General features: G+C 65.0%; 24 protein-coding genes. 11 read left to right on the forward strand and 13 right to left on the reverse strand.

All coding sequences use genetic code 11. The features are described from left to right. Nucleotides 1–199: 199 nt before the first annotated feature. Complete coding sequence (locus ACS5Q0_RS03325; protein ID WP_473125177.1) at nt 200–1,486, forward strand: cystathionine gamma-synthase family protein; 1,287 nt, start codon at nt 200–202, stop codon at nt 1,484–1,486. Between the two features lie 66 nt (nt 1,487–1,552). On the opposite strand, the gene ACS5Q0_RS03330 is transcribed toward ACS5Q0_RS03325, so the two are convergent. Next, on the reverse strand, nt 1,553–2,218 hold the full coding sequence (locus ACS5Q0_RS03330) for a glutathione S-transferase family protein (RefSeq protein WP_473125178.1): 666 nt from the start codon (nt 2,216–2,218) through the stop codon (nt 1,553–1,555). A 108-nt stretch (nt 2,219–2,326) separates the two neighbouring features. On the opposite strand from ACS5Q0_RS03330, the gene gcvA reads away from it, so the two are divergent. From gcvA to ACS5Q0_RS03355, 5 genes are all read left to right on the forward strand, one after another. Beyond that, nucleotides 2,327–3,250, forward strand: a complete 924-nt coding sequence (gene gcvA / locus ACS5Q0_RS03335; RefSeq protein ID WP_473125179.1) for a transcriptional regulator GcvA — start codon at nt 2,327–2,329, stop codon at nt 3,248–3,250. A gap of 362 nt (nt 3,251–3,612) precedes the next feature. Next, nucleotides 3,613–4,272 carry a hypothetical protein gene (locus ACS5Q0_RS03340; protein WP_473125180.1) on the forward strand — a complete coding sequence of 220 codons (660 nt, stop codon included), beginning with the start codon at nt 3,613–3,615 and terminating at the stop codon, nt 4,270–4,272. Nucleotides 4,273–4,340: 68 nt separating this feature from the next. Further along, nucleotides 4,341–6,131, forward strand: a complete 1,791-nt coding sequence (locus tag ACS5Q0_RS03345) for a cation:proton antiporter domain-containing protein (RefSeq protein WP_473125181.1) — start codon at nt 4,341–4,343, stop codon at nt 6,129–6,131. A gap of 67 nt (nt 6,132–6,198) precedes the next feature. Beyond that, nucleotides 6,199–7,374 carry a vWA domain-containing protein gene (locus ACS5Q0_RS03350; RefSeq protein ID WP_473125182.1) on the forward strand — a complete coding sequence of 392 codons (1,176 nt, stop codon included), beginning with the start codon at nt 6,199–6,201 and terminating at the stop codon, nt 7,372–7,374. Nucleotides 7,375–7,378: 4 nt separating this feature from the next. Further along, nucleotides 7,379–7,948, forward strand: coding sequence for a hypothetical protein (locus ACS5Q0_RS03355; RefSeq protein WP_473125183.1), 570 nt, complete (start codon nt 7,379–7,381; stop codon nt 7,946–7,948). 180 nt (nt 7,949–8,128) lie between these two features. On the opposite strand, the gene ACS5Q0_RS03360 is transcribed toward ACS5Q0_RS03355, so the two are convergent. Beyond that, nucleotides 8,129–12,796, reverse strand: a complete 4,668-nt coding sequence (locus ACS5Q0_RS03360; protein WP_473125184.1) for an apolipoprotein A-IV repeat region-like domain-containing protein — start codon at nt 12,794–12,796, stop codon at nt 8,129–8,131. Between the two features lie 317 nt (nt 12,797–13,113). On the opposite strand from ACS5Q0_RS03360, the gene ACS5Q0_RS03365 reads away from it, so the two are divergent. Both ACS5Q0_RS03365 and ACS5Q0_RS03370 read left to right on the forward strand, forming a co-directional pair. Beyond that, nucleotides 13,114–13,434 (forward strand): 2Fe-2S iron-sulfur cluster-binding protein, encoded by a 321-nt coding sequence (locus ACS5Q0_RS03365; protein WP_473125185.1) that lies wholly within the window; start codon nt 13,114–13,116, stop codon nt 13,432–13,434. A gap of 14 nt (nt 13,435–13,448) precedes the next feature. Continuing rightward, nucleotides 13,449–13,874 carry a universal stress protein gene (locus tag ACS5Q0_RS03370; RefSeq protein WP_473125186.1) on the forward strand — a complete coding sequence of 142 codons (426 nt, stop codon included), beginning with the start codon at nt 13,449–13,451 and terminating at the stop codon, nt 13,872–13,874. A 96-nt stretch (nt 13,875–13,970) separates the two neighbouring features. Here the strand turns inward: ACS5Q0_RS03370 and ACS5Q0_RS03375 are convergent, their stop codons facing one another. The 4 genes from ACS5Q0_RS03375 to ACS5Q0_RS03390 are packed head-to-tail and all read right to left on the reverse strand — an operon-like array spanning nt 13,971 to nt 17,958. Beyond that, nucleotides 13,971–14,636: an ABC-type transport auxiliary lipoprotein family protein gene (locus ACS5Q0_RS03375; protein WP_473125187.1), complete on the reverse strand. Its 666-nt coding sequence runs from the start codon at nt 14,634–14,636 to the stop codon at nt 13,971–13,973. A gap of 24 nt (nt 14,637–14,660) precedes the next feature. Continuing rightward, nucleotides 14,661–15,998, reverse strand: a complete 1,338-nt coding sequence (locus ACS5Q0_RS03380; protein WP_473125188.1) for an MlaD family protein — start codon at nt 15,996–15,998, stop codon at nt 14,661–14,663. A gap of 9 nt (nt 15,999–16,007) precedes the next feature. Next, a complete protein-coding gene (locus tag ACS5Q0_RS03385; RefSeq protein WP_473125189.1) occupies nt 16,008–16,808 on the reverse strand; it encodes an ABC transporter ATP-binding protein in 801 nt (266 codons plus the stop codon). Nucleotides 16,809–16,812: 4 nt separating this feature from the next. Beyond that, entirely contained in the window at nt 16,813–17,958 is a 1,146-nt protein-coding gene (locus tag ACS5Q0_RS03390) for an ABC transporter permease (protein WP_473125190.1), read from the reverse strand. 88 nt (nt 17,959–18,046) lie between these two features. Here ACS5Q0_RS03390 and dgcA point away from each other — a divergent pair, with 88 nt between their 5' ends. Then, nucleotides 18,047–19,030 (forward strand): N-acetyl-D-Glu racemase DgcA, encoded by a 984-nt coding sequence (gene dgcA / locus ACS5Q0_RS03395; protein WP_473125191.1) that lies wholly within the window; start codon nt 18,047–18,049, stop codon nt 19,028–19,030. Here the strand turns inward: dgcA and ACS5Q0_RS03400 are convergent. The 3 genes from ACS5Q0_RS03400 to ACS5Q0_RS03410 form a co-directional block, all read right to left on the reverse strand. Beyond that, complete coding sequence (locus tag ACS5Q0_RS03400; protein WP_473125192.1) at nt 19,000–20,184, reverse strand: MFS transporter; 1,185 nt, start codon at nt 20,182–20,184, stop codon at nt 19,000–19,002. The genes dgcA and ACS5Q0_RS03400 overlap by 31 nt on opposite strands. A gap of 110 nt (nt 20,185–20,294) precedes the next feature. Beyond that, nucleotides 20,295–21,305 (reverse strand): glycosyltransferase family 4 protein, encoded by a 1,011-nt coding sequence (locus tag ACS5Q0_RS03405; protein ID WP_473125193.1) that lies wholly within the window; start codon nt 21,303–21,305, stop codon nt 20,295–20,297. Further along, complete coding sequence (locus ACS5Q0_RS03410; protein WP_473125194.1) at nt 21,305–22,132, reverse strand: UDP-2,3-diacylglucosamine diphosphatase; 828 nt, start codon at nt 22,130–22,132, stop codon at nt 21,305–21,307. The genes ACS5Q0_RS03405 and ACS5Q0_RS03410 overlap by 1 nt, the downstream gene beginning before the upstream one ends. A gap of 198 nt (nt 22,133–22,330) precedes the next feature. Here ACS5Q0_RS03410 and ACS5Q0_RS03415 point away from each other — a divergent pair, with 198 nt between their 5' ends. Further along, entirely contained in the window at nt 22,331–23,263 is a 933-nt protein-coding gene (locus ACS5Q0_RS03415) for a DMT family transporter (RefSeq protein WP_473125195.1), read from the forward strand. Nucleotides 23,264–23,371: 108 nt separating this feature from the next. Further along, nucleotides 23,372–23,989, forward strand: coding sequence for a helix-turn-helix domain-containing protein (locus ACS5Q0_RS03420; protein ID WP_473125196.1), 618 nt, complete (start codon nt 23,372–23,374; stop codon nt 23,987–23,989). A gap of 25 nt (nt 23,990–24,014) precedes the next feature. On the opposite strand, the gene ACS5Q0_RS03425 is transcribed toward ACS5Q0_RS03420, so the two are convergent. From ACS5Q0_RS03425 to lysM, 4 genes are all read right to left on the reverse strand, one after another. Then, nucleotides 24,015–24,950 (reverse strand): c-type cytochrome, encoded by a 936-nt coding sequence (locus ACS5Q0_RS03425; protein WP_473125197.1) that lies wholly within the window; start codon nt 24,948–24,950, stop codon nt 24,015–24,017. A gap of 56 nt (nt 24,951–25,006) precedes the next feature. Continuing rightward, on the reverse strand, nt 25,007–25,444 hold the full coding sequence (locus ACS5Q0_RS03430; RefSeq protein ID WP_473125198.1) for a c-type cytochrome: 438 nt from the start codon (nt 25,442–25,444) through the stop codon (nt 25,007–25,009). Nucleotides 25,445–25,567: 123 nt separating this feature from the next. After that, nucleotides 25,568–25,888 (reverse strand): rhodanese-like domain-containing protein, encoded by a 321-nt coding sequence (locus ACS5Q0_RS03435; RefSeq protein WP_473125199.1) that lies wholly within the window; start codon nt 25,886–25,888, stop codon nt 25,568–25,570. Between the two features lie 85 nt (nt 25,889–25,973). Continuing rightward, complete coding sequence (lysM, locus tag ACS5Q0_RS03440; RefSeq protein WP_473125200.1) at nt 25,974–26,420, reverse strand: peptidoglycan-binding protein LysM; 447 nt, start codon at nt 26,418–26,420, stop codon at nt 25,974–25,976. Between the last annotated feature and the right edge of the window lie 232 nt (nt 26,421–26,652).

Here is a 26,652-nt window from a genome sequence, read left to right on the forward strand (position 1 = left end):
CAACGGGCGGAGCCTAGTGCATCGGCTCCAAAAGTGGAAACCGCTTTTGGGACCCGGCCGATGCGTCCCCTTTCAAGCCGCGCATCGTTGAACGCGGATCCGGAGGGTCGCGTTCAACGATGCGCAAAGTCGTGTCTATGGCTTTCGGCAACCGCTCTCATCATGTAAGCCCATAACAAACCTGGGAGGACAAGTGACCATGACCGATAACCGCTATCACAAGGATCGCATCGGCAACCACAAGCTGAAGCCGGAAACCCTCATGCTGGGCTACGGCTACGACCCGACCCTGTCGGAAGGCGCGGTGAAGCCGCCCGTCTTCCTGACGTCGACCTTCGTGTTCAACAGCGCCGAACACGGCAAGGAGTTCTTCGACTACGTCTCGGGCCGCAAGGAGCCGCCCAAGGGCGAAGCCGCCGGCCTCGTCTATTCGCGCTTCAACCACCCGAACGCGGAGATCGTCGAGGACAGGCTCGCCATCTTCGAGGAGGCGGAAGCGGGCCTTCTCTTCTCCTCGGGCATGTCGGCCATCGCCACGACGATCCTGGCCTACGCCCGTCCCGGCGACGTGGTTCTCCACTCCCAGCCCCTCTATGGCGGCACGGAGACCCTGATCGCCAAGACGCTCGCCAATTTCGGCATTCAGGCCGTCGGCTTCGGCGACGGCGTCGACGAGGCGGGCATCCGCGCCGCGGCGAAGGAGGCACAAGGAAAGGGCCGGGTCTCGATCGTCATGATCGAAACCCCGTCGAACCCGCTCAACACCCTCGTGGACGTGGCCCTCATCCGCGCCGTTGCGGACGAGATCGGCCAGGCTCAGGGCACCCGCCCGATCGTCGTCTGCGACAATACCCTGCTCGGGCCCCTCTTCCAGAAGCCGCTGAAGCACGGCGCGGACATCTCGGTCTATTCGCTCACCAAATACGTGGGCGGCCATTCGGACCTGATCGCCGGCGCGGCTCTGGGCTCCAAGGAGCACATGAAGGCCGTGCGCCTGCTGCGCTCGGCCATCGGCACCCAGCTCGATCCGCATTCCTGCTGGATGATCGGCCGTTCGCTCGAAACTCTCGCGCTGCGCATGACGGCCGCCAACCGCAATGCGGAGATCGTGGCCAAGTTCCTGCACGAGCATCCGAGCGTGGCGAAGGTCCACCACCTGGCCTACCTGCCGGAAGGCTCCCGCGCCAAGCAGGTCTACAAGGCGCAGAGCGACGCCCCCGGCTCCACCTTCTCCTTCGACGTGAAGGGCGGCGAGGCGGAGGCCTTCAAGGTGCTCAACGCGCTTCAGGTGTTCAAGCTGGCGGTCAGCCTGGGCGGCACGGAATCCCTGATCTCGCACCCGGCCTCCACCACCCATTCCGGCGTGCCGAAGGCGACCCGCGACAGGCTCGGCGTGGCCGACGCCACGATCCGCGTCTCCATCGGCATCGAACACCCCGACGACCTGGTGGCCGACCTCGCCCAGGCTCTGGCGACGATTGGGTAGTGCGGATGCTCAACGGCAGCCCCTGCTTCGGGGCTGCCGATCGCGACCCTTCGAGATATGGGCCATTCACGAAGAAATCGTAATGCCTTCGTCGGCCATCGCCTGCTGAACGGAAGGTCGCGCTAGGGTTCGGTCAGCGATCCGCGTCCAGGCGGGATAAGTGGATTTCATATCAAGACCGATGCGCATTCCTCCCCACCGATAGAACACGAAAAGAAATGCATCGGCGATGGTGAAACTGGCCCCCGCAACGGCCCAATCGCGTCCGTCACTCATGAGCTCTTCGACATAGGCGAATTGCTCTGTCAGACTCTCACGCCCCGTCGCTGAGACAGCGGGAAACAGCGCTGTCTCCGCCACGAAGCGTTGCGGGCGCCAGATTTGGGCAAAGGACATCCCGTGCATCGTGCTGGAAAGCCAATTCAGCCATTCGAAGCTGCGCGCTTGGAGGCTTGGATCCTGCGGCAGGAGCTCCAGCTCCGGCCTGAGCTGCGCCAGATAGAGGAGAATGGCAGGAGCCTCCGTGAGAATTCCCGTCGAATTCCCATTTTTTCCGAACGGCCCTTCAAGGGCTGGGATACGGGCCTTCGGATTGACGGCAAGATAATCGGGCTCCAGGTGCGCTCCCTCCGCGAGCGGCACTCGAACCAGCTCATAGGGCTGGCCGATTTCTTCCAGGACGATGTGAGGTGCGAGAGAGCAGGCTCCGGGAGAATAGTAGAGTTTCAGCATGGGTCCACTTGCCGTCAGAGAACTGGATCAGGTTCAGACAGCACGGCGTGCCATCATCAGGCGAACGAATATTCTTGACTCTATATGTGAGCCAAATTCACATACCTCATGGCCCCGCGTCTTCCTCCTCTCCAATCTCTCCTCGCCTTCGAAGCGGCAGCCCGTCATCAAAGCTACAGCCGGGCGGCGGAAGACCTGAATTTGACGCATGGCGCCATCAGTCATGCGATCAGAGGGCTCGAGGCGCGGCTCGGACAATCTCTGTTTCGACGGGAAGGTCGGCGCATGCTGCTCACCCCGGACGGGCAAGCCTTGTCCACGAAGGTGCGCTACGGCCTGCGCCTGCTCGAGAGCGCATTTGAAACCGAGCGCCCCGGCAAGGAGAAGCGTCACATCACCGTCAGCGTTCTGCCTGCCTTCGCAGGCCGCTGGCTCGTGCCCCGGCTCCATCAATTCACGACGACGCATCCGGACATCGTTCTGGATATTTACCCGTCCGTCGAACTTGCCCGTCTCGACGAGCAGGATGGAATCGACGTCGCCATCCGATATGGCCCCGGCGGCTGGCCTCACCTGAGACAGGACAAGCTCATGGACGAGTTTGTCTTTCCTGTCTGCAGCCCCGCCTACAGAACGGCGAAGCTGCCGAAGCAGCCGTCCGATCTGCGTGAATGTACGCTGCTTCGCTATTCACGCGAACCATGGTCGCCATGGTTCGCGGCGGCAGGGCTCGATTGGCCGGAGCCGAAGGAGGGGCCGGTCTACAGGGATGCGTCGCTGTTGCTCGACGCCGCTGGTGCAGGCCAAGGCGTCGCGCTCGCCCGAAGGGCTCTCGTCAGCGAGGATCTTCGCTCCGGCCGCCTGTGCCGTCCTTTCGACCTGGAGGTTCCCGGCGAGTACGCGTACTGGTTCGTCTCTCGGACGAAGAACGCCGCCGAGCCTTCTATCGAGGCGTTCCGGGAATGGATGCTCGCAGAGACGTCTCTCTTCTCTCAAGAGAGGAGTTCGTCCTTGCTCACCCCTGCCTCCTAGAACCGCAATCTGCATGAACGGAAGGAAGACACTGCCCGCCCGGTCGTAGGCGCAAGCGCTACGACCGGCTGACCCAGATCCGCGTCTCCATCGGCATCGAGCATCCCTAAGACCTGGTGGCCGATCTCGCCCAGGCTCTGGCGACGATCGGGTAAGCTCAAAGAGCGTCATCCCCGGGCCTGTCCCGGGGATCCACGTCTTCACCCCGCCGGGGCTCCCAAGACGTGATGGCCGAGCCCGGGCATGGTTTCGCTTGCCGTTACGCTCCGAGGCGTCCGTTCTCACGGTCCTGCATTCTGCCCTTGGCTTATGCTTGAATGAAACTAAGCTGCGGCCTCTTCTCAGAGGGCGAGTCCGAAGGAATGGGCCACGACAAAGATTGGTACCGAAACGAAACCTGGAGCCCTGAGATCGCAGAACAATTCCAGGCGAGGCTGCAGAGATCCCGCAAGAAATCTCAGTACCTGCGGATACAAGCAAGCATCCTGGCCCAAACGCATCCTGACACTGCGCTCACACTGCTTGAGCAATATTTCGATTTCGCGGCAGGGAACGATTTAGAGCTTGCTCAAGCCTATGTGGATCAAGCCACCGCATACTTGGCTAGCGGCGATATCGAGGCGGCGTTGACGGCCTTGGAGGCCGCTCTCGCGAGAGAGATCGATTTTCCGCATGTGCGAACCCAGGCCTATCTGATTCTGCCGCGTCTTGTTGCCACACGCAGGCTCAGGCAGCACTACATCCGAGCGCTTGATATTCTTGATGCCCACAGATCGTCGCCGACCTTTCCGGTGGAGCACTACACATGGCACGGCGCCAGAGCTCTCATCCTGTCCGAACAGGGTCGGAAAACGGAGGCTATTCGGGAAGCCAAGCTGGCTCTCGATGCGGCCGGGCAGACAAAATCCGGCTTCCGGTACCATCCGGATCTCGGCCTTGCCAAAAATACAGCGGATGATTTCGGAAATCGTTTGAAACGCCTGGCACGGGCAAGCCATTGGTGGCGTTCGTTCTTGCCGTAGCTCCTGCGATTTGCCCTTGCGCTCCCGTTCTCGGCGGAACCACAATGCGCTGCAACGGAAAGGACCACATGAGTACCGCGATCGACCTGCACGCCTATCAGGAGCCCATTCTTTTTCTGGCCACGGCAGGCATCGTCGTTCCGGTCTTCCATCGGCTGAAAATCAGCCCGGTCCTGGGCTTTCTCGCCGCCGGCGCCCTGCTGGGCCCCTATGGGCTCGGGCGGCTCATGCCCTCCTATCCCTGGATCGACTGGGTGACCTTCTCGAATGCGGAAGGCACGTCGCGGATCGCCGAATTCGGTGTGGTGTTCCTGCTCTTCACCATCGGCATCGAACTCTCCTGGCAGCGCCTCCGCGTTCTGCGCCGTCAGGTCTTCGGGTTCGGCTCCCTGCAGGTCCTGCTCTGCGCTCTGGCCTTGAGCCTCTTCGCCTTCAAGGTCGTGAACTCCCTCGCCGCGGCGGCGCTCATCGGCATCGCCCTGGCCCTGTCCTCGACGGCCATCGTGCTGCCGGTTCTGGCCGAGCAGAAGCGCCTCAGCTCGGCAGCGGGACGCGCGAGCTTTTCAGCACTCCTGTTCCAGGACCTCGCCGTGGCGCCGATCCTGTTCGCCATCGCGGCGCTCGATACGCACCAGCCTGAATTCACCATGCTGTCCTTTGCGACCGCCCTGTTCCAGGCGGCCCTGGCGCTCGCGATCATCGTGGGTCTCGGACGGCTCGTGCTCCGGCCCTTCTTTCAGATGGTCTCGGCCACCAAGAGCCCGGAACTCTTCATGGCGGCCTGCCTGCTCGTCGTGCTCGTCACGAGCCTCGTCGCCGCCGTCAGCGGCCTCTCCATGGCGCTCGGCGCCTTCATCGCGGGCATTCTCCTGTCGGAGACCGAATACCGCCGGGCCGTCGACACGACGATCCAGCCGTTCAAGGGGCTCCTCCTCGGGGTGTTCTTCGTCTCGGTGGGCATGAACCTCGATCTCGTCCGCTTCCTCGAAACCCCGGTGACGATCCTCGCCGTCGCAACCTTCCTCATCGCCCTCAAGAGCGTGATCATCTTCTGGCTCGGGCGGCCCTTCGGCCTGAGCGCGCCCGAGGCGGCGGAAACCAGCCTTCTCCTGGGACCGGGCGGCGAGTTCGCCCTCGTCATCATCGGGGCCTCGATGGCGGCGGGGCTCGTTCCGTACGAGATCGGCAAGAACCTGCTTCTCGTCACCACGCTCACCATGGTGGCGATCCCCTTCCTGGCCCGCCTCGGCCGCCGCCTGAGCCGGCGCCTGGAGCGGGCCCGCCCCTTGAGCCCCGAGGCCGCGGAACCGCCACCGCCAGAGGAAGCCGGGCGCGTCATCGTGGCCGGATACGGCCGTGTCGGGCGGCTCGTGGGCGACATGCTCCAGCGGCACGGGGTGCCCTATCTCGCCATCGACATGGACCCGGCCCGCGTCGCCGAGGAGCGCCGGGCCGGAAAGCCGGTCTTCTTCGGGGATGGATCGCATTCCGGTTTTCTGCGCGCCTGCGGCATCGAGCAGGCCCGCGCCCTCGTCATCACTCTCGACACCCCGAGCGCCACCGAGGCGGTGGTGGCGGCGGCCCGTCAGGAGCGCCCCGACCTCACCATCGTGTCCCGCGCCCGCGACGCCAGGCACGCGACCCGGCTCTACGAACTCGGCGTCGACGATGCGGTGCCGGAAACCATCGAGGCTTCGCTGCAACTAAGCGAAGCGGTGCTGTCGGATATCGGTGTGCCCATGGGCCTCGTGATCGCCTCCATCCATGAGCGGCGCGACGAGTTCCGCGCGATCCTGAAGCAGAACAACAAGAAGCCGGAGCGTATCGAGTTCCGGGCCCGCCGCACCGTAGGCAAGTGAGGGTTCCAAAGTGAGGCCTTTCGGCTTCGGCCCTTGACCTTGCCGCAACTTGCCCGACACTGGCCCGATGTTTCTCACCTTCTTCACAGAGCTGCGCGCGGCGAAGGTTCCGGTCTCGCTGCGGGAATATCTCTCCCTTCTGGAGGCGCTCGACCGTGACCTCGCGGACAAGAGCGTGGAGGATTTCTATTATCTCTCCCGCGCCTGCCTGGTGAAGGACGAGCGGCATCTCGACCGCTTCGACCAGGTCTTCGCCCATGTGTTCGAGGGCCTGGAGCGGATGGGCCAGGCTCTGGACAAGGCTGAGCTCCCCGAGGAATGGCTGCGCAAGCTGGCCGAGCGCTATCTCACCGAGGACGAGAAGAAGCAGCTCGAAGCCATGGGCTGGGACAAGCTCTGGGAGAACCTCAAAAAGCGCCTGGAAGAGCAGAAAGGCCGCCACCAGGGCGGCAACAAATGGATCGGCACCGCCGGCACCTCGCCTTACGGGGCCTACGGCTACAACCCGGAAGGCATCCGCATCGGCCAGGACAAGAACCGCAACTTCCGCGCCGTGAAGGTCTGGGACAGGCGCGAGTTCAAGGATTTCGACGACAGCGTGGAACTCGGCGTGCGCAACATGCGCATCGCTTTGCGGCGGCTGCGGCGCTTCGCCCGCACGGGCTCGGCCGAGGAACTCGATCTCGACGAGACGATCCACGAGACCGCACACAAGGGCTATCTCGACGTGCGCCTGCGGCCCGAGCGCCGCAATGCGGTGAAGGTCCTGCTCTTCCTCGACGTGGGCGGCTCCATGGACTGGCACATCCAGGCCGCGGAGGAGCTGTTCTCGGCGGCGCGCCTGGAATTCAAGCATTTCGAGCATTTCTATTTCCACAACTGCGTCTACGAGCATCTGTGGAAGGAGAACCGCCGCCGCTTCGACGAGAAGATCCCAACCCTCGACGTGATCCGCACCTACCCGTCCGACTACCGCGTGGTCTTCGTGGGCGACGCCTCCATGAGCCCCTACGAGATCACCCATCCCGGCGGGTCGGTGGAGCATTGGAACGAGGAGGCGGGCCAGGTCTGGATCCGGCGCATCCTGGATCATTTCCCGAAGGCGGTCTGGCTGAACCCCGTGCCGGAGAGCCACTGGAACTACACCCAGTCCGTCACCCTCATGCGGCAGCTCTTTGCCGGGCGCATGCACCCGCTGACCCTCGAAGGCATAGACCACGCCATGCGCGAACTGGTACGTTGACGCCATGAGCCAGACCTACACCCACAGCCCCCGCCCCATCGGCGGGCCGATCAGCTTCGCCATCAAGGGTGACCGGTTGACCGTGGATTCCGGCCGCAAGGTGCACGAGGTCCGCCTCGGCGCGGTCGAGACCGTGCGCATGACCTATGAGCCCGGCCGCATCGGCCAGAGATCCTTCCGCACGAAGGTCACGATGAAGGACGGCAAGGCCTTCACCTTCAGCTCGCTCAACTGGCGCAGCCTCATCGAGGCGCAGGAGATGACGACGGAATACCGGGCCTTCGCCAAAAGCCTGTGCGAGGCCATCGTGAAGGCCAACCCGCAGGCGCGCCTCGTCGCCGGCAAGCCTTGGTGGCTCTGGGCCTCGACCGCGACGGTCGCCGTCCTGTCGTTTCTCGTGACGGCCTACCTGATCTGGCAGGCCCTCCGGATGGGATCGATGGGCATCGCCCTGATCGGCGCGCTGCTTGCCGTCGTGGGAATCTGGCAGATCGAGCCGATGGTTCGGCTCAACAAGCCCCGCCCCTTCACCTCCGGCGCACTGCCGGACGAGCTGATGCCGAAGGCGGGGTGACAAGCTCCGGCGTCGTCCTCGGGCTTGTTCCGGGGATCCATGCCTTTGAGCCGCTGTCGTTCGCAGAACGTGAAGAGTTGCTCCCAAGGCGGCTTCAACGAGAAACGGTCGAGCGGTGACCCAACAAAAACGCGGCCCCGAAAGGCCGCGTTTTTCGTGTCTCCTCGGCGTGAGCCGGACTTACTCGAACCGTCCGCTCGCGTGAGCCAGCATGGTGTAGACCTTGCCGGTTTCAGACGTGAGATAGGTCTTGGTCAACGTCGAGTCGCGATCGTCGCGAGAGACCTCGGTGAGAAGACGCTCGAACTCGTCCACGTAACGATCGACCGTCTGGCGGAACTCCGCGTCGCGGCGATATTTCTGCCGGATCTCCTCGAAGGTCTGCTGACCCTGCGCCGTATAGAGGCGGCGGCTGAACACGTTGGCCTCACCACGGCGATAGCGATCCCACAAATCCACGGCCGCATCGTGATCGATCATGCGGGCGATGTCGACCGAGATCGAGTCCAGGGACTCGAGGCCGTTGGCGCGGGCGCGGCCAGCGCCGTGCTCGGGCTCCTCGTCGTCGCGCGAGGCGCGGGTCAGAAGGTCCGAGAGCCAGCCGCTGCGGGGAGAACCAGCATTGCGGGCGGAAGCGGCCTCTTCCCGACGGGAAGCGGGGCGCTCCGCGGGCGTCTGACGCATGGGGGCGGGAGCCGGCGCCGGAGCCGGACGAGCTTCGGCCTGTCGGGCGACACTCGGCGCAGGGGCCGGAGCGGGAGCCGGAGAGGCGATGCGCTGTTCGACGGCGGCGGCAACTGCGGCCATCGTGGCCGCGACCGGCGTCTCGTTGACGGCAGCACGGCGGGGCTGTGCGGCCGGAGCCGCATCGACCACGCGGTTCGACCGCGAGACCAGGGCGGAGAGCTCGTTGAGCGCCTTGATCTGGTCGGCGACCACGCGGCGCATGTTGGCGGTGGTCTCCTGGGTCTCCTGCGGCAGTTCCACCACGCCGCGGCGCAGCTCGGCGCGGGTGGCTTCCAGCTCGCGCTGGATCTGGCCGGTCATGCCGCGCAGCTCGCCCATGGTTTCGCGGAACTTCGCAGTGGCGCCGCTGAGCGCTTCCGCCATCTCTGCGGCAGCCTTCTCGTAGCTCGTCCGCAGGGTCGCTGCGGTGCGCTCGCTTTCCACGCCGGTCGTCAGGCGGATTCGGTCGAACTGCTCGCCGATCGCCTGAGTGGTGGTCGTTGCCGCGTCGGACAGGACGGAGCCGATCTGGCGCGCCTTGGACTCGGCGTTCTGGAGAGAGCCTTCCACGAGCGTCGTGAAGGAGCGAGTGACGGATTCGAGGTCCTGCGAACGCTCCTCGATACGGCCGAGCAATTCGTCCAGGGCGCTCTGGCGGCTGGCCAGGGCCTCGGTCATGCGGCTCTCGACGCGCTCCAGGGCGGACGCCGCCTGGGTCAGGGTGTTGATCTGCTCGTAGGTCGTCTCGGTGAGCGCACGGCCGCGTTCGTCGAGGGATTGGGCGAGGTCCATGGCCTGCTGGATCGCGCCGGCGGACACGCTGCGCAGGGCGTCGACCTGATCGGCCACCTGATCGGAGGCGTGGTTCGCCTGCGTGGCGATTTCCGAAAGGAGGCTCTCGATCTGCTGCACGCGGCCGCCCAGGCCGTCCTCGACGGCGCCGAGATTGCCGCTGGCGGAGGTGGCGACTTCCTGCAGGGTGCGGCTTGCCTCCTGCAGACGGCCGAGCACGTCCGCTAACTCGCCGCGCAGGCGCTCGTTGGTGCCGACGAGGGTCTCCACCGTGCGCTCCGTGCCGTCGTCGATGGCCGTGCGCATGGCCTCGGTCGACTGCGCATAGGAGGAGGTGAGCTCCATCGTGCGCTCCTGGAGCGACGACAGCATGGTCTTGCTGCGTTCATCGAGGGCGCGCAGCGTGTTCTCGGTGATGGCTTCGACCTCACGGCCGATCACCTCGCCGCGGGTGCCCAGGGTTTCGACCAGCGAGTTGCCCTGCTTGTCGAAGATCGACCGGATCTCGCCGATGCGGCTGTTGAGCGAGGAGACGACGGCCAGGCCGCGCTCGTCGATGGCTTCCGCAACGCCGCCGAGGCGGTTGACTACGCGCTCCTCGAACTTCGACACGCGCTCGTCAAGGGTCGAAGCGATCTCGTCCGCACGGTTGCCGAGGGTCTGGTTGATCTCGAAGGCGCGGGCGCCGAGCGCCTCGGCGATCTCGTCCGCCCGGTCCCCGAGGATCTGGTTGATCGTGGAGATGCGATTTTCGATCGTCTGCGTGATCTCGCCCGCGCGGGTGCCGAGGATCTCGTTGATGCTGGAGGCGCGGGCATCCAGCGTCTCGCCGATCTGCTGGGCCCTGGAGGACAGGGCGTCCGCGATGCTGTTGGTCTTCGCGGTGATCGCCTGGCCGATCTCGTCGACGCGGGCCTGAAGGGCTGTCGCCACGTCACGGCCGCCTTCGGCCATCACGCGGGCCAGCTCGCCCGTGCGCACCACGAGCGCTTCGTTCAAAGCCGTGGAGCGGGCGCTGAGGACGCTGTCCACGCGTTCGACGATGGTGTCGAAATTGCTGGTGATTTCCATCGTGCGGCGAGAGGCGTGCTCTTCGAGGGTCGAAAGCTGGGTCTCGATGGCGGTGGTCGCATCGCGGGCGCGCTCGGCGAAGGTCTCCGCCACAGTGCGGCCCTGCACGGTGATGAGGCGGTCCATCTCCTCGAAGCGGCCGCTGATCGTCTCGGTCAGGGTGCCCACCTCGCGGGAGATGCGATCGGCGATCTCGCCGCCGCGGCCCATGACGCCCTCGATGGATTCGAGGCGCGAGCCGAGGGTTTCCTCGATCTCGCGGGTGCGGGTCTCGACGGTGTTCGTGAGAGTCTCCGCCGTGCGGTTGAGGACGTCGTTGACGCGCGCGCCCTGCGTGGCGATGGCAAGCACGATATCCTTGCCCGTGCCCGCGAGGCGGGTCTGCGCTTCGTCCGTATGGCGGGACAGGGTCTCGAAGAGCTCCTGGCCGCGGTTTTCGAACGCGGCCTGGAACTCCTCGACCTTGGAGCCCAGGAGGGAGGAGATGCGCTCGCCGGCCTGGGTGAGGTTGGTCTCGAGAGCCTGACCCTGAACCGTCACGGACTCGCTGACACGCTGGCTGGCGGTCTCGAGGCGAACGGCGAGATCCTCGACGCGGCTGCCGATGGACTCGTCGGCCAAGCGCACGGCGCTTTCGAGATGCTCGCGCACCTCGTTGCCGCGCAGGGCGATCTGGCTGCCAATCTCGGACGCCGTGGCGGCCAGATTCTCGCGGAAGCCGTTTCCGTGGGCGATGATGTCGTTGACCACATCCGAGCCGGTGGTGGCGAGCTGCTCCCGCAGAGCCGTGCCCCGGGCCGTGAGTTCCTCGCTCACGGAGAGGCCGGCGGCGGCGATCTGTTCGCGCATCTCGGTCGTGCGGGCGGAAATGTCGTCGGCGATCACGCCGCCGGTCGCTGCCAGCTTCTCGGTGATCTCGCTGCCGCGCTGCGCGAAGCTCTCTTCCAGGCTCCGCGCCGTCTGCTCGAAGGCCTCGCGCACGTCGTTGCCCTGCTGGGCAAGGGCTTCGATGACGCCGCGGCCCGTCTCGGCCAGCGTGCGGGTGACCTGGCTCGCGCCCTCCTGCAGGTGGCGGGTGAGAACGTCGCCGGTGCGCTCGAAGGCGCCGGTGATGTCCTGGGCCTTGCTTTCCAGGGCGCCGGTGATGGTGGTGCCGACCTCGGCGATGCCTGTCTTGATCTCTTCGCTGGCGCCCGAGAGGCGCTCCACGAGCTCGACGCCGCGGCTCGCCATCTCCTCGACCACGCGTTCGCCGGCGCGGCCGAGAGCCTGGGTGATCTGGTCGCCCTGCTGCTCCAGGGAGCCGGTGACCCTGTCGCCCGCGCCGCCGACGGCGGTGACGACGCGCTCGCTGGCGGTGTCGAGGTCCTGGATCAGGTTCTGGTGAACGCCGGTGATGGCGCCGCGCACGCGCTCCGCGTTGGAGACGATGGCCTCGCGCTGAGCCACGAGCTCATCGATCAGGGAGCGGATGCGGATCTCGTTGTCGGAATAGGCGCGCTCCAGGGTGGAAATCTCGCTGCGCACCAGGGTTTCGAGCTCGCCCGCGCGGGCCAGCGCACGTTCCACGCCGTCGCCCACGGCAGCCACTTCGCGGCGCACGGCCTGGGAGACGGAGAGAACCGCATCAGTGGAGAAATTCTCCGGCTGGGCGAGACGAACGGCCACTTCGCCGACGGCGCGGGCCACCATCTTCATCTCCTGCGAGCGGATGGTGAGCATCGCGGCGATGAAGAACAGGACGACCGGGGCAACCACGGCGACGGCGCCCAGTGCCAGCTGCGAGGGGGAGAAGGTGGCGAGCAGCTGTTCGGGCGCCGCGAGCCCCTGCGCGTAGAGGAAATATCCGATGGCGCCGATCCAGAGAAGGGATGCGAGGGTCGCGAAAACGTAAGCGCGGGAGGAGGCGCGAACCTGAAGGGCCTGCAGCATCACGCCGACGTTCTGGCGGTCGTCGTTGGCGACGGCGGCGCGGTCGGGCGCGAGGAAGCCGGAACGGGGCGTATCGTCCAGCCTCATGTCGCGCTCGTGCGAGCGACCGTCACCCCCCTCGTCCGGAAGATCGGGGTTGAGGGAGAACGGACCCTTCGTGAAGTCGTGCGCGTCGATATCCGGAAGCTTGGGCTCCTCGGAAGAAGACTTGTCGTTCGGCTGGTCGGGCGAGGAGATCTCGAACGTCTCCTCAAGATTGAGCGCTTGCTCAACAGCCGAAAGGGCCGCCTCCGCCGGGTCTTTTATCTTCTTCTGCTCGGTCGCCATGATCCGCCCTCGTGACGCAACTGATGGTGGTTGAAGCCGCCGCATTCCCTTGACCATCAAGAGGCGATGCGTGACGTCAGCCGGCGCGGAAAACTGCTGAGAGTCCTTCCGCGCGGTAATCTACTATTTACCAAGCGAGTTTAGCGGCCGGTCATGTTCAAGGAAACCCGATGTCCCCTGCCACTTGCGAACGTCGTTAACGGCTCAGTAACTTGCACTACCGGGGAAAATACGGCGAAAAGACGGCAAGCCTACGCTCATCTCTCGTCATCCGGCGCGCCGTATCTTAAATATGCGCCGTCACAGAAAGGTCCGCAATGATCAAGATTACTTTCATCGATGCCGAGGGCACAGCCCGGACCGTCGAGGCCGAGGAGGGCTCGACGGTCATGGAAACCGCCATTCGCAACGGCATTCCCGGCATCGAGGCCGAATGTGGCGGCGCCTGTTCCTGCGCGACCTGCCACGTCTATGTCGAGGAGGAGTGGGAATCCGTCACCGGCCAGCCTCAGCCCATGGAAGAGGATATGCTGGACTTCGCCTTCGACGTCCGCCCCAATTCGCGCCTGTCCTGCCAGATCAGGGTCCGGCCGGAGATGGACGGTCTCGTCGTTCACACCCCCACCCGTCAGGGCTGATCCGGAGGTTTGCCATGTTCAAGACGATCCTGGTTCCCGTCGATCTCGGTGAAATCGGAGCGGTGAAGCCCGCTATCGACAAGGCGGTCGAGCTCGCCGAAAACGGCGAGGGCAGCGTCCGTCTCATCTATGTGCGCGCCATCGTGCCCGTGACCTACATGGAGTTCATGCCCCCGGCCTTCGACCAGGAGCAGCAGGACGAGGCCGAGAAGAAGCTCGCCAAGCTCGCAGCCCAGGTGAAGCTCCCCGCCGAGCGCGTCTCCGCCGCGGTGCGTCTTGGCTCCGTTTACGCCGAGGTGCTCGACGAGGCCGAGAAGACCGGCGCGGACCTCATCGTCATCGGCTCGCACCGCCCGAGCATGGCCAGCTATCTTTTGGGATCGAACGCCTCCACCATCGTGCGGCACGCCAAGTGCTCGGTTCTGGTGGTGAGGGCTTAACGGGCTCCATCCCCGGCCTCGCTCCGGGGATCGGCCCCGGCCGACCACGTCCGGGGGCTCGAGACGCGGAGTATTGGCACGCGGCGGCCCAAACGCTTAGGTCGGCGCCTGCTCCCTGGCCGGCGCTTCGCTGCGCAGATCGCCCGGTTCCTCGCGCCGAGGCAGCTGGCTGCCGCTCACCCAGCGGACGATGTCGAGCATCACCGTGGACAGCGCCTCGTCGAGAGCCCGCGCGCCGTTCGGGGCGTCGACGGCGGCCACGGGGGTCCGGGCGCGGAAAATGCGGCCATTCACGATGCGCCCGCTCTGATCGCTGACGATCTTCACGGACATCTCCACCACGGCCTCGTTGGCGGGCGTCGCGATCTCGAAGCTCCGGAGTTCCGAGACGAGCTGCACATCGGCGACCGCGCCGCTGCTGGGGCGGGAGACCCCGCGGAGCTGGGAGGCGTTTTCGAAGGTGTTGATCAGGCGGGTCTGGATGAGGCGCGGCAGGTTGTCGGCCCACTGCCCGCCACCCAGAAAGGAGACCGTGCCGCTCGCATCCTTCACCAGAATCTGCTGGCTCGACAGGGTCTGAAGGGCGGCCGGTTCGTTCACGAGCACCTGGACGCCGGCAGCGCCCCTGATCCGAGACGTCGGCGCGGAGAGATCATACGACGTCGGCGCCGGGCCCGACGAGCAGGCGCCGGCCAGTGCCGCCAGGAGCACCACGGGCGTCAGGCGCCGGAGCGGCCGGAGTTCGGTCGGGAGGAATGACACGGATGATCCACGCATAGGGGTTACTTAGCGGCGTCCATTGTATTCAGGGAGGTTCGAACGGCCACCGAAAAGAAACTGCTGTGGATTACGCTCGATGCTCCGGACCGCCCGGCTGATGTCCTCCAGCGTCTTGCGGCCCTCGACGGCGAGCGCCTCGTACTCGCGGAGTCCTGAATCGGTGAAGCGGCCGACGCCCTTCACGACTCCTTCGATGCCGCTCGTGCGGGCATTCAAATCGTCGGCGAGCTCACGCACGGAGACGGCGGCCGCCTTGATTTCGTCGAAGGCCCCCCTGCCCGCCTCTCCCGAGGCCGAGCCCAGGAACTTTTCGGCGCCCGCCAGAACGGCGTCGATGCGATCGGCGGATTTGTTCAGCTTCTCGGTGATCGAGCGCGCCTCCTGGATGGCCTTGTCGATATCGGGGCTGCGACGATTGAGCGTATCGGTGAAGCTTTGGACGTTGTCGACCGTGCGGCTCACCTTGTTCGGATCGATGGCCTTCACGACGTCCGAGATCTCGGACACGGCGACATCGAGCTTCGGAGCGGTATCGTTGAGGCTGCGCACCAGGGTCGCGGCATCCCGCAGGGCCTCGCTGACCACCTGCCGGTTCTCGCCGAGGGCCTGGGTGAAGTTGTCCACGTTCTCGACGATTCGGTTCACCCGCTGCGGCTCGACCGCGCGAACGACCTGATCGACGTTGCCGGCGAGCGTGTCGAGCTTCTCGGCCAGGGGGCCGATCTTCTCCGCCGCCTGTCCGACCTGGGCCAGGAAGCGGTCGATGCCGTCCGCGTTCTCGCCCAGCGCCTGGGAGAAGCGTTCCACGTTCTGAACAGTCCGATTGATCGACCCTTCGTTGTCGGCGATGACGCGGCCCACGCGCTCGAGCACGTCGTCGGCCCGGCGGGCGATGTTGCGCGCGGTCTCGATCAGATCCTGGAAGTCGGAACGGTCCGCGAAGATGGTCGGCAGCGGCTGGCCGGGGCCGGCCACCAGCGGAGGAGCGCCGGGCTCGCCACCCGAGAGGCCGATATTCGCAACGCCGGTCAGGCCCTGGTATTCGAGACGGGCGCGTGTATCGGCGCGGACCGGTGTGCTCCTGTCCACCTGGACGATGGCGACGACGCGGCGCGGATCCTCGGGAAGAAGGCTGATCTGGGTCACCTCGCCCACGCGCAGGCCGTTGAACGAGACGCTGGAACCCTGGGACAGGCCCGAGACGGAACCCGAGAACACGATGCGCACGGCCTGCCGTTCCTGGCCCCGGCTTCCTCCGGAGAACCAATAGACGAAGCCGAACGCCGCAGCGATCACCGCCAGGGTGAAGATGCCGATCAGAGCGTAGTTCGCACGCGTTTCCATCGTTGACCCTTACGCGCCGCCGGCCGATGCCGCGCGAGCCCGTTTTCCGTGAAAATAGGAGCGGAGCCACGGGTGATCTGATGCCAGCATCGCCTCGATGGGGCCTTCCGCCAGAATTTTTCCCTCACCCAGCGCCGCGATCCGGTCGCAGACCGTGTAAAGGCTGTCGAGATCGTGCGTTACCATGAATACGGTAAGCCCTAAAGTCCGCTGTAACGTCGCAATCAGCTCGTCGAAATCGCCTGCGCCGATGGGATCGAGGCCGGATGTGGGCTCGTCGAGGAAGACGATGTCGGGATCGAGAGCGAGCGCCCGGGCGAGCGCCGCGCGCTTGATCATGCCGCCAGAGAGTTCCGCGGGCAGCTTGTCCGCCGCATCCGGGCTGAGGCCCACCATCTCGATCTTGAGCATGGCGAGCTCGTCCAGGAGGCGCTCGGAGAGGTCGAGATGCTCGCGCATCGGGACTTGGACGTTCTGCTTCACGGTGAGCGCCGAGAACAGGGCGCCCTGCTGGAACAGCACCCCCCAGTGCCGTTCCATGAGGCGGCGTTCAGCCGGGGACAGATCGTCGAGATTGCGGCCGAGCACCTCGATGGTCCCCGCGCGCTTGGGAACGAGCCCCAGAATGGCGCGGGTCAGCACCGACTTGCCTTGGCCCGACGCGCCGACGAAGCCGAGGATCTCGCCGCGATAGACGTCGAGATCGAGGTCCTTGAGGATGGTCCTGTCGCCGAAGCCCACCTCGACCCCCCGCACGCGGATGATCACTTCACGGTTCTCAGTGGGGGCGGGATGATGCCGTTCGAGCATTGTTTCAGTACCGGATGGCCGCGAAGAACATGGCGAAGAGGCCGTCGAGCACGATGACCATGAAGATCGCCTTCACGACCGATGAGGTCACGTGCCGGCCGAGGGATTCCGCTGAGCCCGCCACCGCCAAGCCCTCCAGCGTGGCGATGATGCCGATGATCATGGCCATGAACGGCGCCTTGATCAGGCCGACCATGAAGGTGTTGAACGCGATCGCCGCCTTCAGGCGGGTCAGGAACACGTCCGGGCTGATGTCGCCATACACCCAGGCCGTGATGCCGCCGCCGAGGAGCGCCGCGATGGAGGCGAGGAAGGTGAGCAGAGGCAGGCCGATGATGAGGGCGAGGATGCGAGGCAGGATCAGCACCTCGATGGGATCGAGCCCCATGACACGCAGGGCGTCGATCTCCTCCCGCATCTTCATCGAGCCGATCTCGGCCGTGAAGGCGGAACCGGAGCGGCCCGCGACCATGATCGAGGTCAGCAGCACGCCCAATTCGCGCATCACGAGGATGCCGATGAGGTCCACCACGAAGGGCGTGGCGCCGAATTTGACGAGCTGGAAGATGCCCTGCTGGGCGACGATCGCGCCCACCAGGAACGAAATCAGGACGATGATGGGCACGCCCCGATAGGCGATCTGCTCCAGCTGGTTCACGACCGCGGTGCCCCGGAACCGCCGGGGATGGGTGACGACCCGGATGAAGGCCGCGATGAGTTCGCCCAGGAACGCGACGCCGCGCACCAGGTCGCTTCCCGCCTCGGCGACCGTATGGCCCACGTCGACGAAGAAGTCGACGAGGCGCGAGCGCCGGGGCTTGGACATCTCCTGGAAGCCGCGATAGGCGACCTCGTTCAGGAGGATGTCCTGCTCCTGGGTGGCGTTCACGAAATCCGACGCCAGGCCTTTTCCTCCGAGCTCGTGACGGGTTCGGTCGAGAACCCACGCCCCCAGGGTGTCGAGCCGCTGGACTCCGGCGAGATCGATGATGAGGTGGTGCCGGTCGGCCTGCGCCGCGATCTCGCCCGCAAGGGATTCCACGTCCCGCGCGTGCCCGGCGGTCCAGGGACCTGCCAGCACGGCCGTGACCTTGTTTCCGGCACGCTCGATTTTCAGCTGCGGCCCTTGAGCCAGGGTGCTCTGCGCCACGGTGATCCTTCCGGCATTGATTCCGCTTGGTGATAGCGTGTAGCTGCGTCAGAAGTCGAGATGAACTTCCAAAGAGAAGCCCCAGAGAATGCGTCACCTTACCGTTTCCGTCGACAGGTTCCCCATCGCGGGCAAATTCACCATCTCCCGCGGCTCGCGCACGGAGGCCGTGGTGGTGACGGCCACCATCGTTGAAGACGGCGCCATCGGGCACGGAGAATGCGTGCCCTACCCGCGCTACGGCGAGACGGTGGAAGGCGTGGCGGCCGCCATTGAGGCGATGCGCCCGCAGATCGAGGCCGGGCTGACGCGGGAGGCGCTTCAATCCGCCATGGCCGCGGGAGCCGCGCGCAACGCGGTGGATTGCGCACTCTGGGACCTCGACGCGAAGCGCTCCGGCATCCGCGCCCATATTACGGCGGGCCTGACCCGGTGGCAGCCCGTGACCACGGCCTACACGATCAGCCTCGATACCCCCGAGGGCATGGCCGAGGCGGCGGCCAAGGCCGCGGAGCGCCCGATCCTGAAGGTGAAGTTCGGCGGCCCCGACGGCGACATCGCGCGGATCCGCGCCGTGCGGCAGGCCGCCCCGGATGCGACGCTCATCGCGGACGCCAACGAAGGCTGGACCGAGGGCAATATCGAAGCGCATCTCGCCGCCTGCGCCGAGGAGGGCTACGCCCTGGTGGAACAGCCCCTCCCAGCCAAGGCCGACGGTTTCCTGGCCCGGATCGAGCGGCCCGTCCCCATCATGGCGGACGAGAGCGTCCATGATCGCCAGGGCCTGCAGCGTCTCGTCGGGCTCTACGACGTGGTGAACATCAAGCTCGACAAGACCGGCGGCCTGACCGAGGCGCTGGCCCTGGCCGATGCGGCCGAGGCGCTCGGCTTCTCGCTCATGATCGGCTGCATGGTCGGAACGTCGCTCGCCATGGCCCCTGCCCTGGTGATTGCGCCCCGGTGCCGCTTCGTGGACCTGGACGGCCCCCTGCTTCTCGCCAGGGATCGGGACCCCGGCCTGAGATACGAGGGCAGCCTCGTCTACCCTCCCGAGCCCGCCCTCTGGGGCTGAGCCTTCAGCCTGCGGATCACGATCAGCGTGAGAATGAAGCCGATGGCGCCCAAGGGAGCCATCGCGGCAAAGACCAGCGACCCGCCCTCCTCGTAGATCATGCCGCTGCCGATGGTGGAGATCGCCGTCGTCAGAGCGGCAAGCGAGCCATAGATGCCCTGTGCCCGCCCCCGCGCCTGCATCGGCGCGAGCGCGGTCAGGGCCGCCATGGTGCCGATATGGGTGGCGGCGAAAGTCAGGCTATGGGTGACCTGCAGGAGGAGGCTCACGCCGAGCGCCGGCTGCAGAGACATCAGCGAGAAGCGGATGACCGCGGCCGCCGATCCGAGGAGGATCAGCCCGACGCCGGAACCGCGCCCGACCACCCGCCCGAGAAAGATGAAGACCAGGATCTCCGCGATCACGCCCACGGCCCAGAAATAGCCGATGACCAAATCCGAGAAGCCGAGCGAGCGCCAGTAGATGCTGGCAAAGGCGTTGAGCGCGCCATGGCTGCCCTGCGTGACCGCGCCTGCGATCAGGAGAAGCCAGAGGACGCCCGGCAGCGCAGGGGTCGTTTTCGCCTCCTCGCCCGGCTTTCTGGAGGGATGGTCGGGAACCTCGTCCGGAACGGCGGCCAAAGTCGCCGAGATGCCGAGGACCGGGATGAAGGTAAGCGCCAGGATCACCATCGTCGGCCCGAAGGCGCCGACGAGATAACCGGCCAGGATATTGGTGATGAAATACGCGACCGAGCCGGTGCCCCGGATGCGCCCGTAATGGAGGCCGGGATGGCGCTGAACCGCATTCGTGGACACGAGGTCGTTGCCGGGAAGGATTGCCGCCTGGGCGAAGGCGACGAGGGCCACGAGCGCGATGATCGTCAGGCTGTGGTCGGACAGCAGCAGCAGTGGAAAGATCATCATCTGGCCCATGTGGCTGGCGATCAGCAGACGCCGGGCACCGAAGGACCGATCGGCGAGACTGAGCAGCGGAGCCGTCGCGATGATGCGCACGACGATGGGGATGGCGACCACGAGACCGATGAGCGTGGGGGACAGCGCCTTGCTTTGGAGCCAGAGGGGGAAGAACGGCAGATACACGCCGTGGCTCACGAAACTTGCCGCCTGCAAGGCGCCCAGGCGGAGTTCGAGGGCTCTGATCGAAGAGGTCAAGGAGGGAGCTTTCGGGAATCAGCAGAAGCGGGGAGGATCGTCCATTTGAGACATGTCGTTACGACAGCCAAGAGCCGATGCTTACGGATTTGTTGACGGTGCCCGTCATTTCAGGCGGCTGCATGAGCCGCCTCGATGTGCGAGAAGAACTGCCGTGCGCTCTCTCTCCAGGTGAAGGTTTCGCCATAGGCCCGGCATCGATCTTTCGGGATCTCCAATGCGGCAAGGGAGGCCTTGCGCAGGTTGGCATCGAGGATCCCGCACCCCGACGCCCCCACGACATCCAGAGGACCCGGCACCGGGAAGGCCGCGATGGGAACCCCGGATGCCAACGCCTCGAGCAGAACGATCCCGAAAGTATCCGTCAGGCTCGGGAACACGAACACGTCCGAGGACGCGTAGACCCGGGCCAATTCCTCGCCCGCAAGGGCGCCGAGAAAGCGAACCCGCCCGCCATATTGCCGCTCGAGGTCCTGACGGGCCGGCCCGTCGCCGACCACGACCTTGCTGCCCGGCAGGTCGAGGGACAGGAAAGCCCGGAGATTCTTCTCCACCGCGACGCGGCCCACATAGAGAAAGACCGGGCCGGGGCCATCGAGGACACGCTCGTGGCGAGGGCGAAACAGCGTGGTGTCGACCCCTCTCGTCCAACGCACGATGTTCCGGAAGCCGCGGGCGCTCAGCTCGCGCTCGATGGATGGCGTGCTGACCATCACGGCCCTCGCGTCCCCATGGAAACGGCGCAGGATGCCATAGGACCACGCCTCCGGCACCGGCAGCCGAGCGGCCAGGTATTCCGGAAAGCGCGTGTGATAGCTCGTCGTGAAGCCCCGGCCCTGATTCCGGCACGCGAGACGGGCGGACCAGCCGAGCGGACCCTCCGTCGCGATATGCACATGATCCGGAGCGGTTTCGGCGATGATGCGCCCGACCCGCCCCGGCCCCGTCAGGGACAGGCGAATCTCCGGATAGGTCGGCATCGGGACCGAGCGGAACCGTTCCGGCGTCAGGAACGAGACCTCCATGCCGAAGGACGGACCGTGCTCCGCCATGTATTCGAGCGAACGTACGACGCCGTTGACCTGAGGCCGCCAGGCATCCGTGACGATAAGCACGCGCATCAGGCGCTCCGCTTGTCGAGAACAACATACTGCTCCGATGTAACATCCACATCCGGCGCCAACAAGCTGCGCTTGGGGACTTCGTTCCATCGGAGCAGTTCGAGCGTCCCGTCCCAGTGCTCGACCACGACGGTGCAGGATTCCACCCAATCGCCCGTATTCACGTAAGCGATGCCGAAATTGTCGTGCATGGCCGCGTGGTGGATATGGCCGCAGATCACGCCGTCGACCTCCTGCCGCCGCGCTTCCGCCGCCAACAACTCCTCGAAGCGGCTGATGAAGTTCACCGCGTTCTTCACCTTCAGCTTGGCCCAAGCCGACAGGGACCAGTAAGTCAGGCCGAGCCTGCGCCGCGCGATGTTGAGGTAGGTGTTGATGAAAAGGGCCGCCGTGTAGGCTCCATCCCCCAGGAGGGCGAGCCAGCGGGCATGCCGGACGACGAGATCGAACTGATCTCCGTGAATCACGAGATAGCGCTTTCCGTTCGCCGTCTCGTGGATCGCATGGTCGGCCAGTTCGATGCCGCCCAGATTGACGCCCACATAATCGCGCAGGAACTCGTCGTGGTTTCCGGGCACGTAGACGAGGGACGAACCCTTGCGCACCTTGCGCAGCAGTTTCTGCACCACGTCGTTGTGGCTCTGCGGCCAATACCAGCCCGATCTCAACCGCCATCCATCGACGATGTCGCCGACGAGATAGATCGTCTCCGCATCGTAGGTTCTGAGAAAGTCCAGGAGCGCCTCCGCCTGGCACCCTTTCGTGCCTAGATGGAAATCCGACAGGAACAGCGTACGAACGCGGATCGTCTCCAGGTCCCTCGGCATGCGACGCCCTTTCGCGACATGAGCTCGCATCGACCAAACGGGATTCGCGTATCGCCTCTGTGACAGTCCGGCTGCGGATTTGTGACGAAGGCCCAGCCTGCCATGCAAGAGACGCAGGTGGCCCGCCCCGGATAAGGACTTCACCTTAAGGCTCAGCCGTGGTTCTTGTGCGTTTCGCTCGCTCAATGGCTCGTCGACGTGAAACCTCTTCTGGGGATCTCCCTCAAAGTCCTGTCCGCCTTCGTCTTCACGATGATGTCGGCCACTCTCAAGACCCTGACGGATCGGTATCCGACCGGTGAAGTGGTTTTCTTCCGCTCGGCCTTCGCGGTCCTGCCGCTCCTGGCATGGCTGGCCTGGCGCGGAAATCTGATCGACGGCCTGCGGACGCAGAATGTGCTGGGCCATTTCAAGCGCGGCCTGCTCGGCACAGTCAGCATGGCCCTGAGCTTCGCCGCCCTGTCCTATCTGCCCCTCCACGAAGCGATCGCCATCGGCTATGCCTCGCCCCTGATCCTCGTGATCCTGGCGGCCCTTCTCCTCAAGGAGACGGTCCGCGCCTATCGATGGACCGCCGTCGCCGTGGGCTTCGTTGGCGTGATGATCATGCTCTCGCCCTATCTGACGCCGCAGACATTCGCCGGAGGCATGATGGCCGGTCCTGCGCTCGGCGCCGCATGCGCCCTTCTGGCCGCGGCCCTCTCCGCAGGCGCCATGGTTCAGGTGCGGCGGCTGACCGGGACCGAGAAGACCGGCGCCATCGTGTTCTATTTCTTCCTCCTGGCCTCGGGCCTCTCCTTCTGCACCATCGTCTTCGGATGGAACATGCCAGACGCGACCGACCTGGGCCTTTTCGTCCTAGCAGGCATTCTGGGCGGCATCGGGCAGATTCTCCTCACCGAGAGCTACCGCTACGCGGATGCCTCCGTGATCGCGCCGTTCGAATATACGACGATGATCTGGGCGCTTCTGCTCGGCTGGTTCATGTTCTCGGACCTGCCTACCCCGACCATCCTGGTCGGCGCTTCCATCGTGACCGCCACGGGCCTTTTCATCGTCTGGCGCGAGCGCCGGCTCGGCCTCGAGCGGACGAAGGAGCTCAAGGTGGCTTCGCAGAGGCCCGGAGCCTGACCGGGGAAAATCCTCTCTGCGGCGTCTATGGCCTTGACCCGCCCCGCCTCTTATCTCACAACCGTTTAAAGGAACGGACGTTCGGTTTTTCAGAACAGAGGCAGCGGTATGGGCGTCGAAGGCAAAGAGCGGCAGCGGGACCTGGAAACGGGCGCGCAGGTCCTGTCCGGGAACATGGGCAAGACGATCCAGCGCCTGCGCAAGGCCTATAACCTGTCCCTGTCGGAACTCGCCGAACAATCCGGCGTGGCCAAGTCCATCATCAGCCAGATCGAGCGGAACGAGACCAATCCGACGCTCGCCACGATCTGGCGCCTGAGCCAGGCCCTCGACGTCTCCATCGAGCGCGTTCTGGCTTCGGCCGATGAGGAGCCGTTCATCGAGAAATCCTCCAAGGCCGATACCCCGATCCTCGTCTCCGACGACGGCAAGATGCGGCTCGCCATCATCGGCTGGATCAAGACCATCGAATGGCTTCAGTGGTACGATGTGCAGTCCGAACCGGGCGGCGTGCTCGATTCCGACAGCCACCAGCGCGGCTCCGTGGAATGCCTGTCCGTGCTCGAAGGCGAGTTCGAGGTCGAGGTCGGCGGCGTGACCCAGCAGGCCAAGGCCGGCGAATCCCTGCGCTATCGCTGCGACCGCCCCCATTCCGTGCGCTGCATCGGCAATACGCCGGGCCGGGCCACCATGGTCTGCATCCTCAAGGCCGCCGTGATGGACTGAGGCTCGCGCCTCAGCCCCTAACCTGTTACGGCTTCGGCGCCTTGTAGCCCTCCTTGGGCGGCAGGGAGAGCAAATAATCCGCGATCGCCTGGCGGTCGGTTTCCGGCAATTGCGCGGTATTGTGCACGACGGAACCCATCGGCCCGCCGACCGTGTCGAAATTCGGCGTCTCGCCGGTCGTGAGAAGAGTCACTAGATCGTCCTGCGTCCACCCGCCGATCCCGCTCGGGCTCGGGGTGATATTGGGAACGGAGCCCCTGCCCTCCGGGTCGGGTCCGCCGGCAAAGCGGCGCTCCTCGATGATGGCTCCGGCAAAATTGCGTTCGCTGTGGCACTCGGCGCAATGGCCAGGGCCATTCACCAGATAGGCTCCCCGGTTCCAGCTCTCCGATTTCGAGGGATCGGGCGTGAACGGCTTCCCGTCGAGGAAGGCGAGCTTCCAGAGCCCCACGCCGCGGCGGATGTTGAATGGGAACGGCAGTTCGTGATCTGGGGCTTTACCTTCGACGGGAGAAAGCGTCTGCAGGAAGGCGAAGAGATCGGCGAGGTCCTCCCGGCTCATACGCTGATAGGACGTGTAGGGAAAAGCGGGGTAATAGTGCTGCCCCTCCGGAGAAGTTCCCTCATGCATGGCGCGGATGAAATCCGTCGTGCTCCACGATCCGATTCCATCCTGCTTATGCGGTGAGATATTCGGGACGTGAAAGGTCCCGAACGGAGACTTCAGGGCATACCCGCCGCCGAGCCTCAACTTGTCGTCCTGGTGAGGCGTCGCGTGACAGGAAGTGCAGCCTCCCGCGAAAAACATGATACGGCCGTTCTCGGGATCAGGCTTGTGGTCTCCTGGAGAGGGCGCCGCTTGCGCACGCAGCATGCGGTAAGCCGAAGGCGACGTCAGCGCCAGGAAGCCCAGCGCGCCAAGCAGCACGAGAATACCGAAACCCAGGATTGCCTTACGCATCACTCTTCCCGACGTGAAGCGGGCGGCTGCTGGAGCCGCCCGCTCGATGACAAAAGCTAAGAGCTCTTCTTGCGGAAGTCGTTGTGGCAGGCGCCGCAATTCTGAAGGACCTTCGGCATCTCGGCCTTGAAGGTTGCCTCATCCTTGATCGAGGCAAGCGCCGTCTGCGCATCCTGGTGGAGCTTTGAGCGGATTGCATCGAACTTGGCCTTGTTCTCCCAGACGGATGGGAGGGCCTCGGTCTTGTCGACGTTCTTCGAGTTCTCGGGGAAGAGCGTGGCAACCTTTTCGGTATTGTTCGCGATGATCTTGAGGCTGTCCTGCACCTTGGCGAGGTTGAACGGCTCCTGCCCGCGCAGCATGCCGCCGATCGGCCGTGTCTGCGCGCCCATTTGCTTCATCAGGTCTTGGCGCTGCTTGACCACTTCGCTCTGCGCGATGGCCGCAGTCACTCCCAGCGCCAGAAGGCTGGCGACGAAAATGGTACGCTTCATAGAATTTCTTCCCTTTGGTTCTTCGAGAGCCGCTTTTCCCGAAAGCGGCTTAACGATGCAAAATAGTGCATTAAATCCTTCAGCAGAGTAGTCTCACCCCATACACATCTCTGTGAAGAATGCTCACTCGACCGGCTCTCCTGCGGCAGCCCAATCCTTGAAACCACCCCTGTAATGCTCATGAACGTCGAGCCCCGCGGCCTGCGCGAATTCGAGCGCCCGGACCGACCGGACACCGGCCGCGCAGGAAAAGACAATCCGCTTGTCCTTCGGAAGAGCCGCGGGATCGAAAGACGAGAGCGGGTGCAGCACCGCTCCTGGGATATGTCCCGCTGCATATTCGTGGGGTTCACGCACATCGACGAGCAGGATCGACCCGTCCCGAAGCCCCTTCTTGATGTCTTCGCGGTCGAGATCGACAATCTGTGGCATGGATGCGCTCATCCGGTACTCCTCCCTCCAAAGCCTCATTCATATCGGCGCTGGAGGGAGCATGACAATCGCCCCCGCGCATCGGAAGCGGAACGGCTCACGCGAGGGGCGGAATGCGCAGAACCCAGCCCGGCTGAATCATGTTGGGATCCTTGACCGGCGGAGAATTCGCCTTGACGATTTCCGTGTACTTTGCGCCTTTGCCTTTGCCGTAATGCTTTTCTGCAATCTCCCAGAGCGTATCTCCCTTCTGGACCGTGTACATGGTCGCAGGCGTGGAGGGCTGCTGGATCTGGAGATCGCTCGTATCCACCTCGGCGACCCCATACGTGTTGCCGAGAGAGAGAATGATTTTTTCCGCCTCTTCCTGGGTCATCGCGTTCCCGGAGAGCTTGACCCGATCGCCGTCGACCTGGATCCCGAGCTTGCTTGCGTCGAAGCCATGCCCCTGGACCTCCTGCTGCAAGGTCTCAGGCGTTGCCGCGGCGGCGCTGCCGCCGAAGAGCTTGGCGCCAGCATCCTTGATGAATTTGAAAAGACCCACGTCCCTCTCCTCTCAGGTCGGCTGCCTGTCCAGCCAAGGTGAGACGAAGACGCGCGATCGAGGAGAAGAGTTCCCTGTTCAAGCCGGTTCGAGAACACATCCGCCAGGGAGGGCATACGTTCCTTGAGGCACAGAGCGGCGGCCGCTCTCATGACGAAAAGCCCGATGGCGACGCCCCTGGCGGGCTTGCCGTCGATGTTATCCGGAACATGCGTGGACAGGCGGCCGGTGG

This window comes from Microvirga sp. HS2 (genome assembly GCF_055792805.1).

Coding starts and splice junctions, on each gene's coding strand:
- ACS5Q0_RS03325 (WP_473125177.1), top strand. CDS start 200: ATGACCGATAACCGCTATCACAAGGATCGCATCGGCAACCACAAGCTG.
- ACS5Q0_RS03330 (WP_473125178.1), bottom strand. CDS start 2,218: ATGCTGAAACTCTACTATTCTCCCGGAGCCTGCTCTCTCGCACCTCAC.
- gcvA (WP_473125179.1), top strand. CDS start 2,327: ATGGCCCCGCGTCTTCCTCCTCTCCAATCTCTCCTCGCCTTCGAAGCG.
- ACS5Q0_RS03340 (WP_473125180.1), top strand. CDS start 3,613: ATGGGCCACGACAAAGATTGGTACCGAAACGAAACCTGGAGCCCTGAG.
- ACS5Q0_RS03345 (WP_473125181.1), top strand. CDS start 4,341: ATGAGTACCGCGATCGACCTGCACGCCTATCAGGAGCCCATTCTTTTT.
- ACS5Q0_RS03350 (WP_473125182.1), top strand. CDS start 6,199: ATGTTTCTCACCTTCTTCACAGAGCTGCGCGCGGCGAAGGTTCCGGTC.
- ACS5Q0_RS03355 (WP_473125183.1), top strand. CDS start 7,379: ATGAGCCAGACCTACACCCACAGCCCCCGCCCCATCGGCGGGCCGATC.
- ACS5Q0_RS03360 (WP_473125184.1), bottom strand. CDS start 12,796: ATGGCGACCGAGCAGAAGAAGATAAAAGACCCGGCGGAGGCGGCCCTT.
- ACS5Q0_RS03365 (WP_473125185.1), top strand. CDS start 13,114: ATGATCAAGATTACTTTCATCGATGCCGAGGGCACAGCCCGGACCGTC.
- ACS5Q0_RS03370 (WP_473125186.1), top strand. CDS start 13,449: ATGTTCAAGACGATCCTGGTTCCCGTCGATCTCGGTGAAATCGGAGCG.
- ACS5Q0_RS03380 (WP_473125188.1), bottom strand. CDS start 15,998: ATGGAAACGCGTGCGAACTACGCTCTGATCGGCATCTTCACCCTGGCG.
- ACS5Q0_RS03385 (WP_473125189.1), bottom strand. CDS start 16,808: ATGCTCGAACGGCATCATCCCGCCCCCACTGAGAACCGTGAAGTGATC.
- dgcA (WP_473125191.1), top strand. CDS start 18,047: ATGCGTCACCTTACCGTTTCCGTCGACAGGTTCCCCATCGCGGGCAAA.
- ACS5Q0_RS03405 (WP_473125193.1), bottom strand. CDS start 21,305: ATGCGCGTGCTTATCGTCACGGATGCCTGGCGGCCTCAGGTCAACGGC.
- ACS5Q0_RS03410 (WP_473125194.1), bottom strand. CDS start 22,132: ATGCCGAGGGACCTGGAGACGATCCGCGTTCGTACGCTGTTCCTGTCG.
- ACS5Q0_RS03420 (WP_473125196.1), top strand. CDS start 23,372: ATGGGCGTCGAAGGCAAAGAGCGGCAGCGGGACCTGGAAACGGGCGCG.
- ACS5Q0_RS03425 (WP_473125197.1), bottom strand. CDS start 24,950: ATGCGTAAGGCAATCCTGGGTTTCGGTATTCTCGTGCTGCTTGGCGCG.
- ACS5Q0_RS03430 (WP_473125198.1), bottom strand. CDS start 25,444: ATGAAGCGTACCATTTTCGTCGCCAGCCTTCTGGCGCTGGGAGTGACT.
- ACS5Q0_RS03435 (WP_473125199.1), bottom strand. CDS start 25,888: ATGAGCGCATCCATGCCACAGATTGTCGATCTCGACCGCGAAGACATC.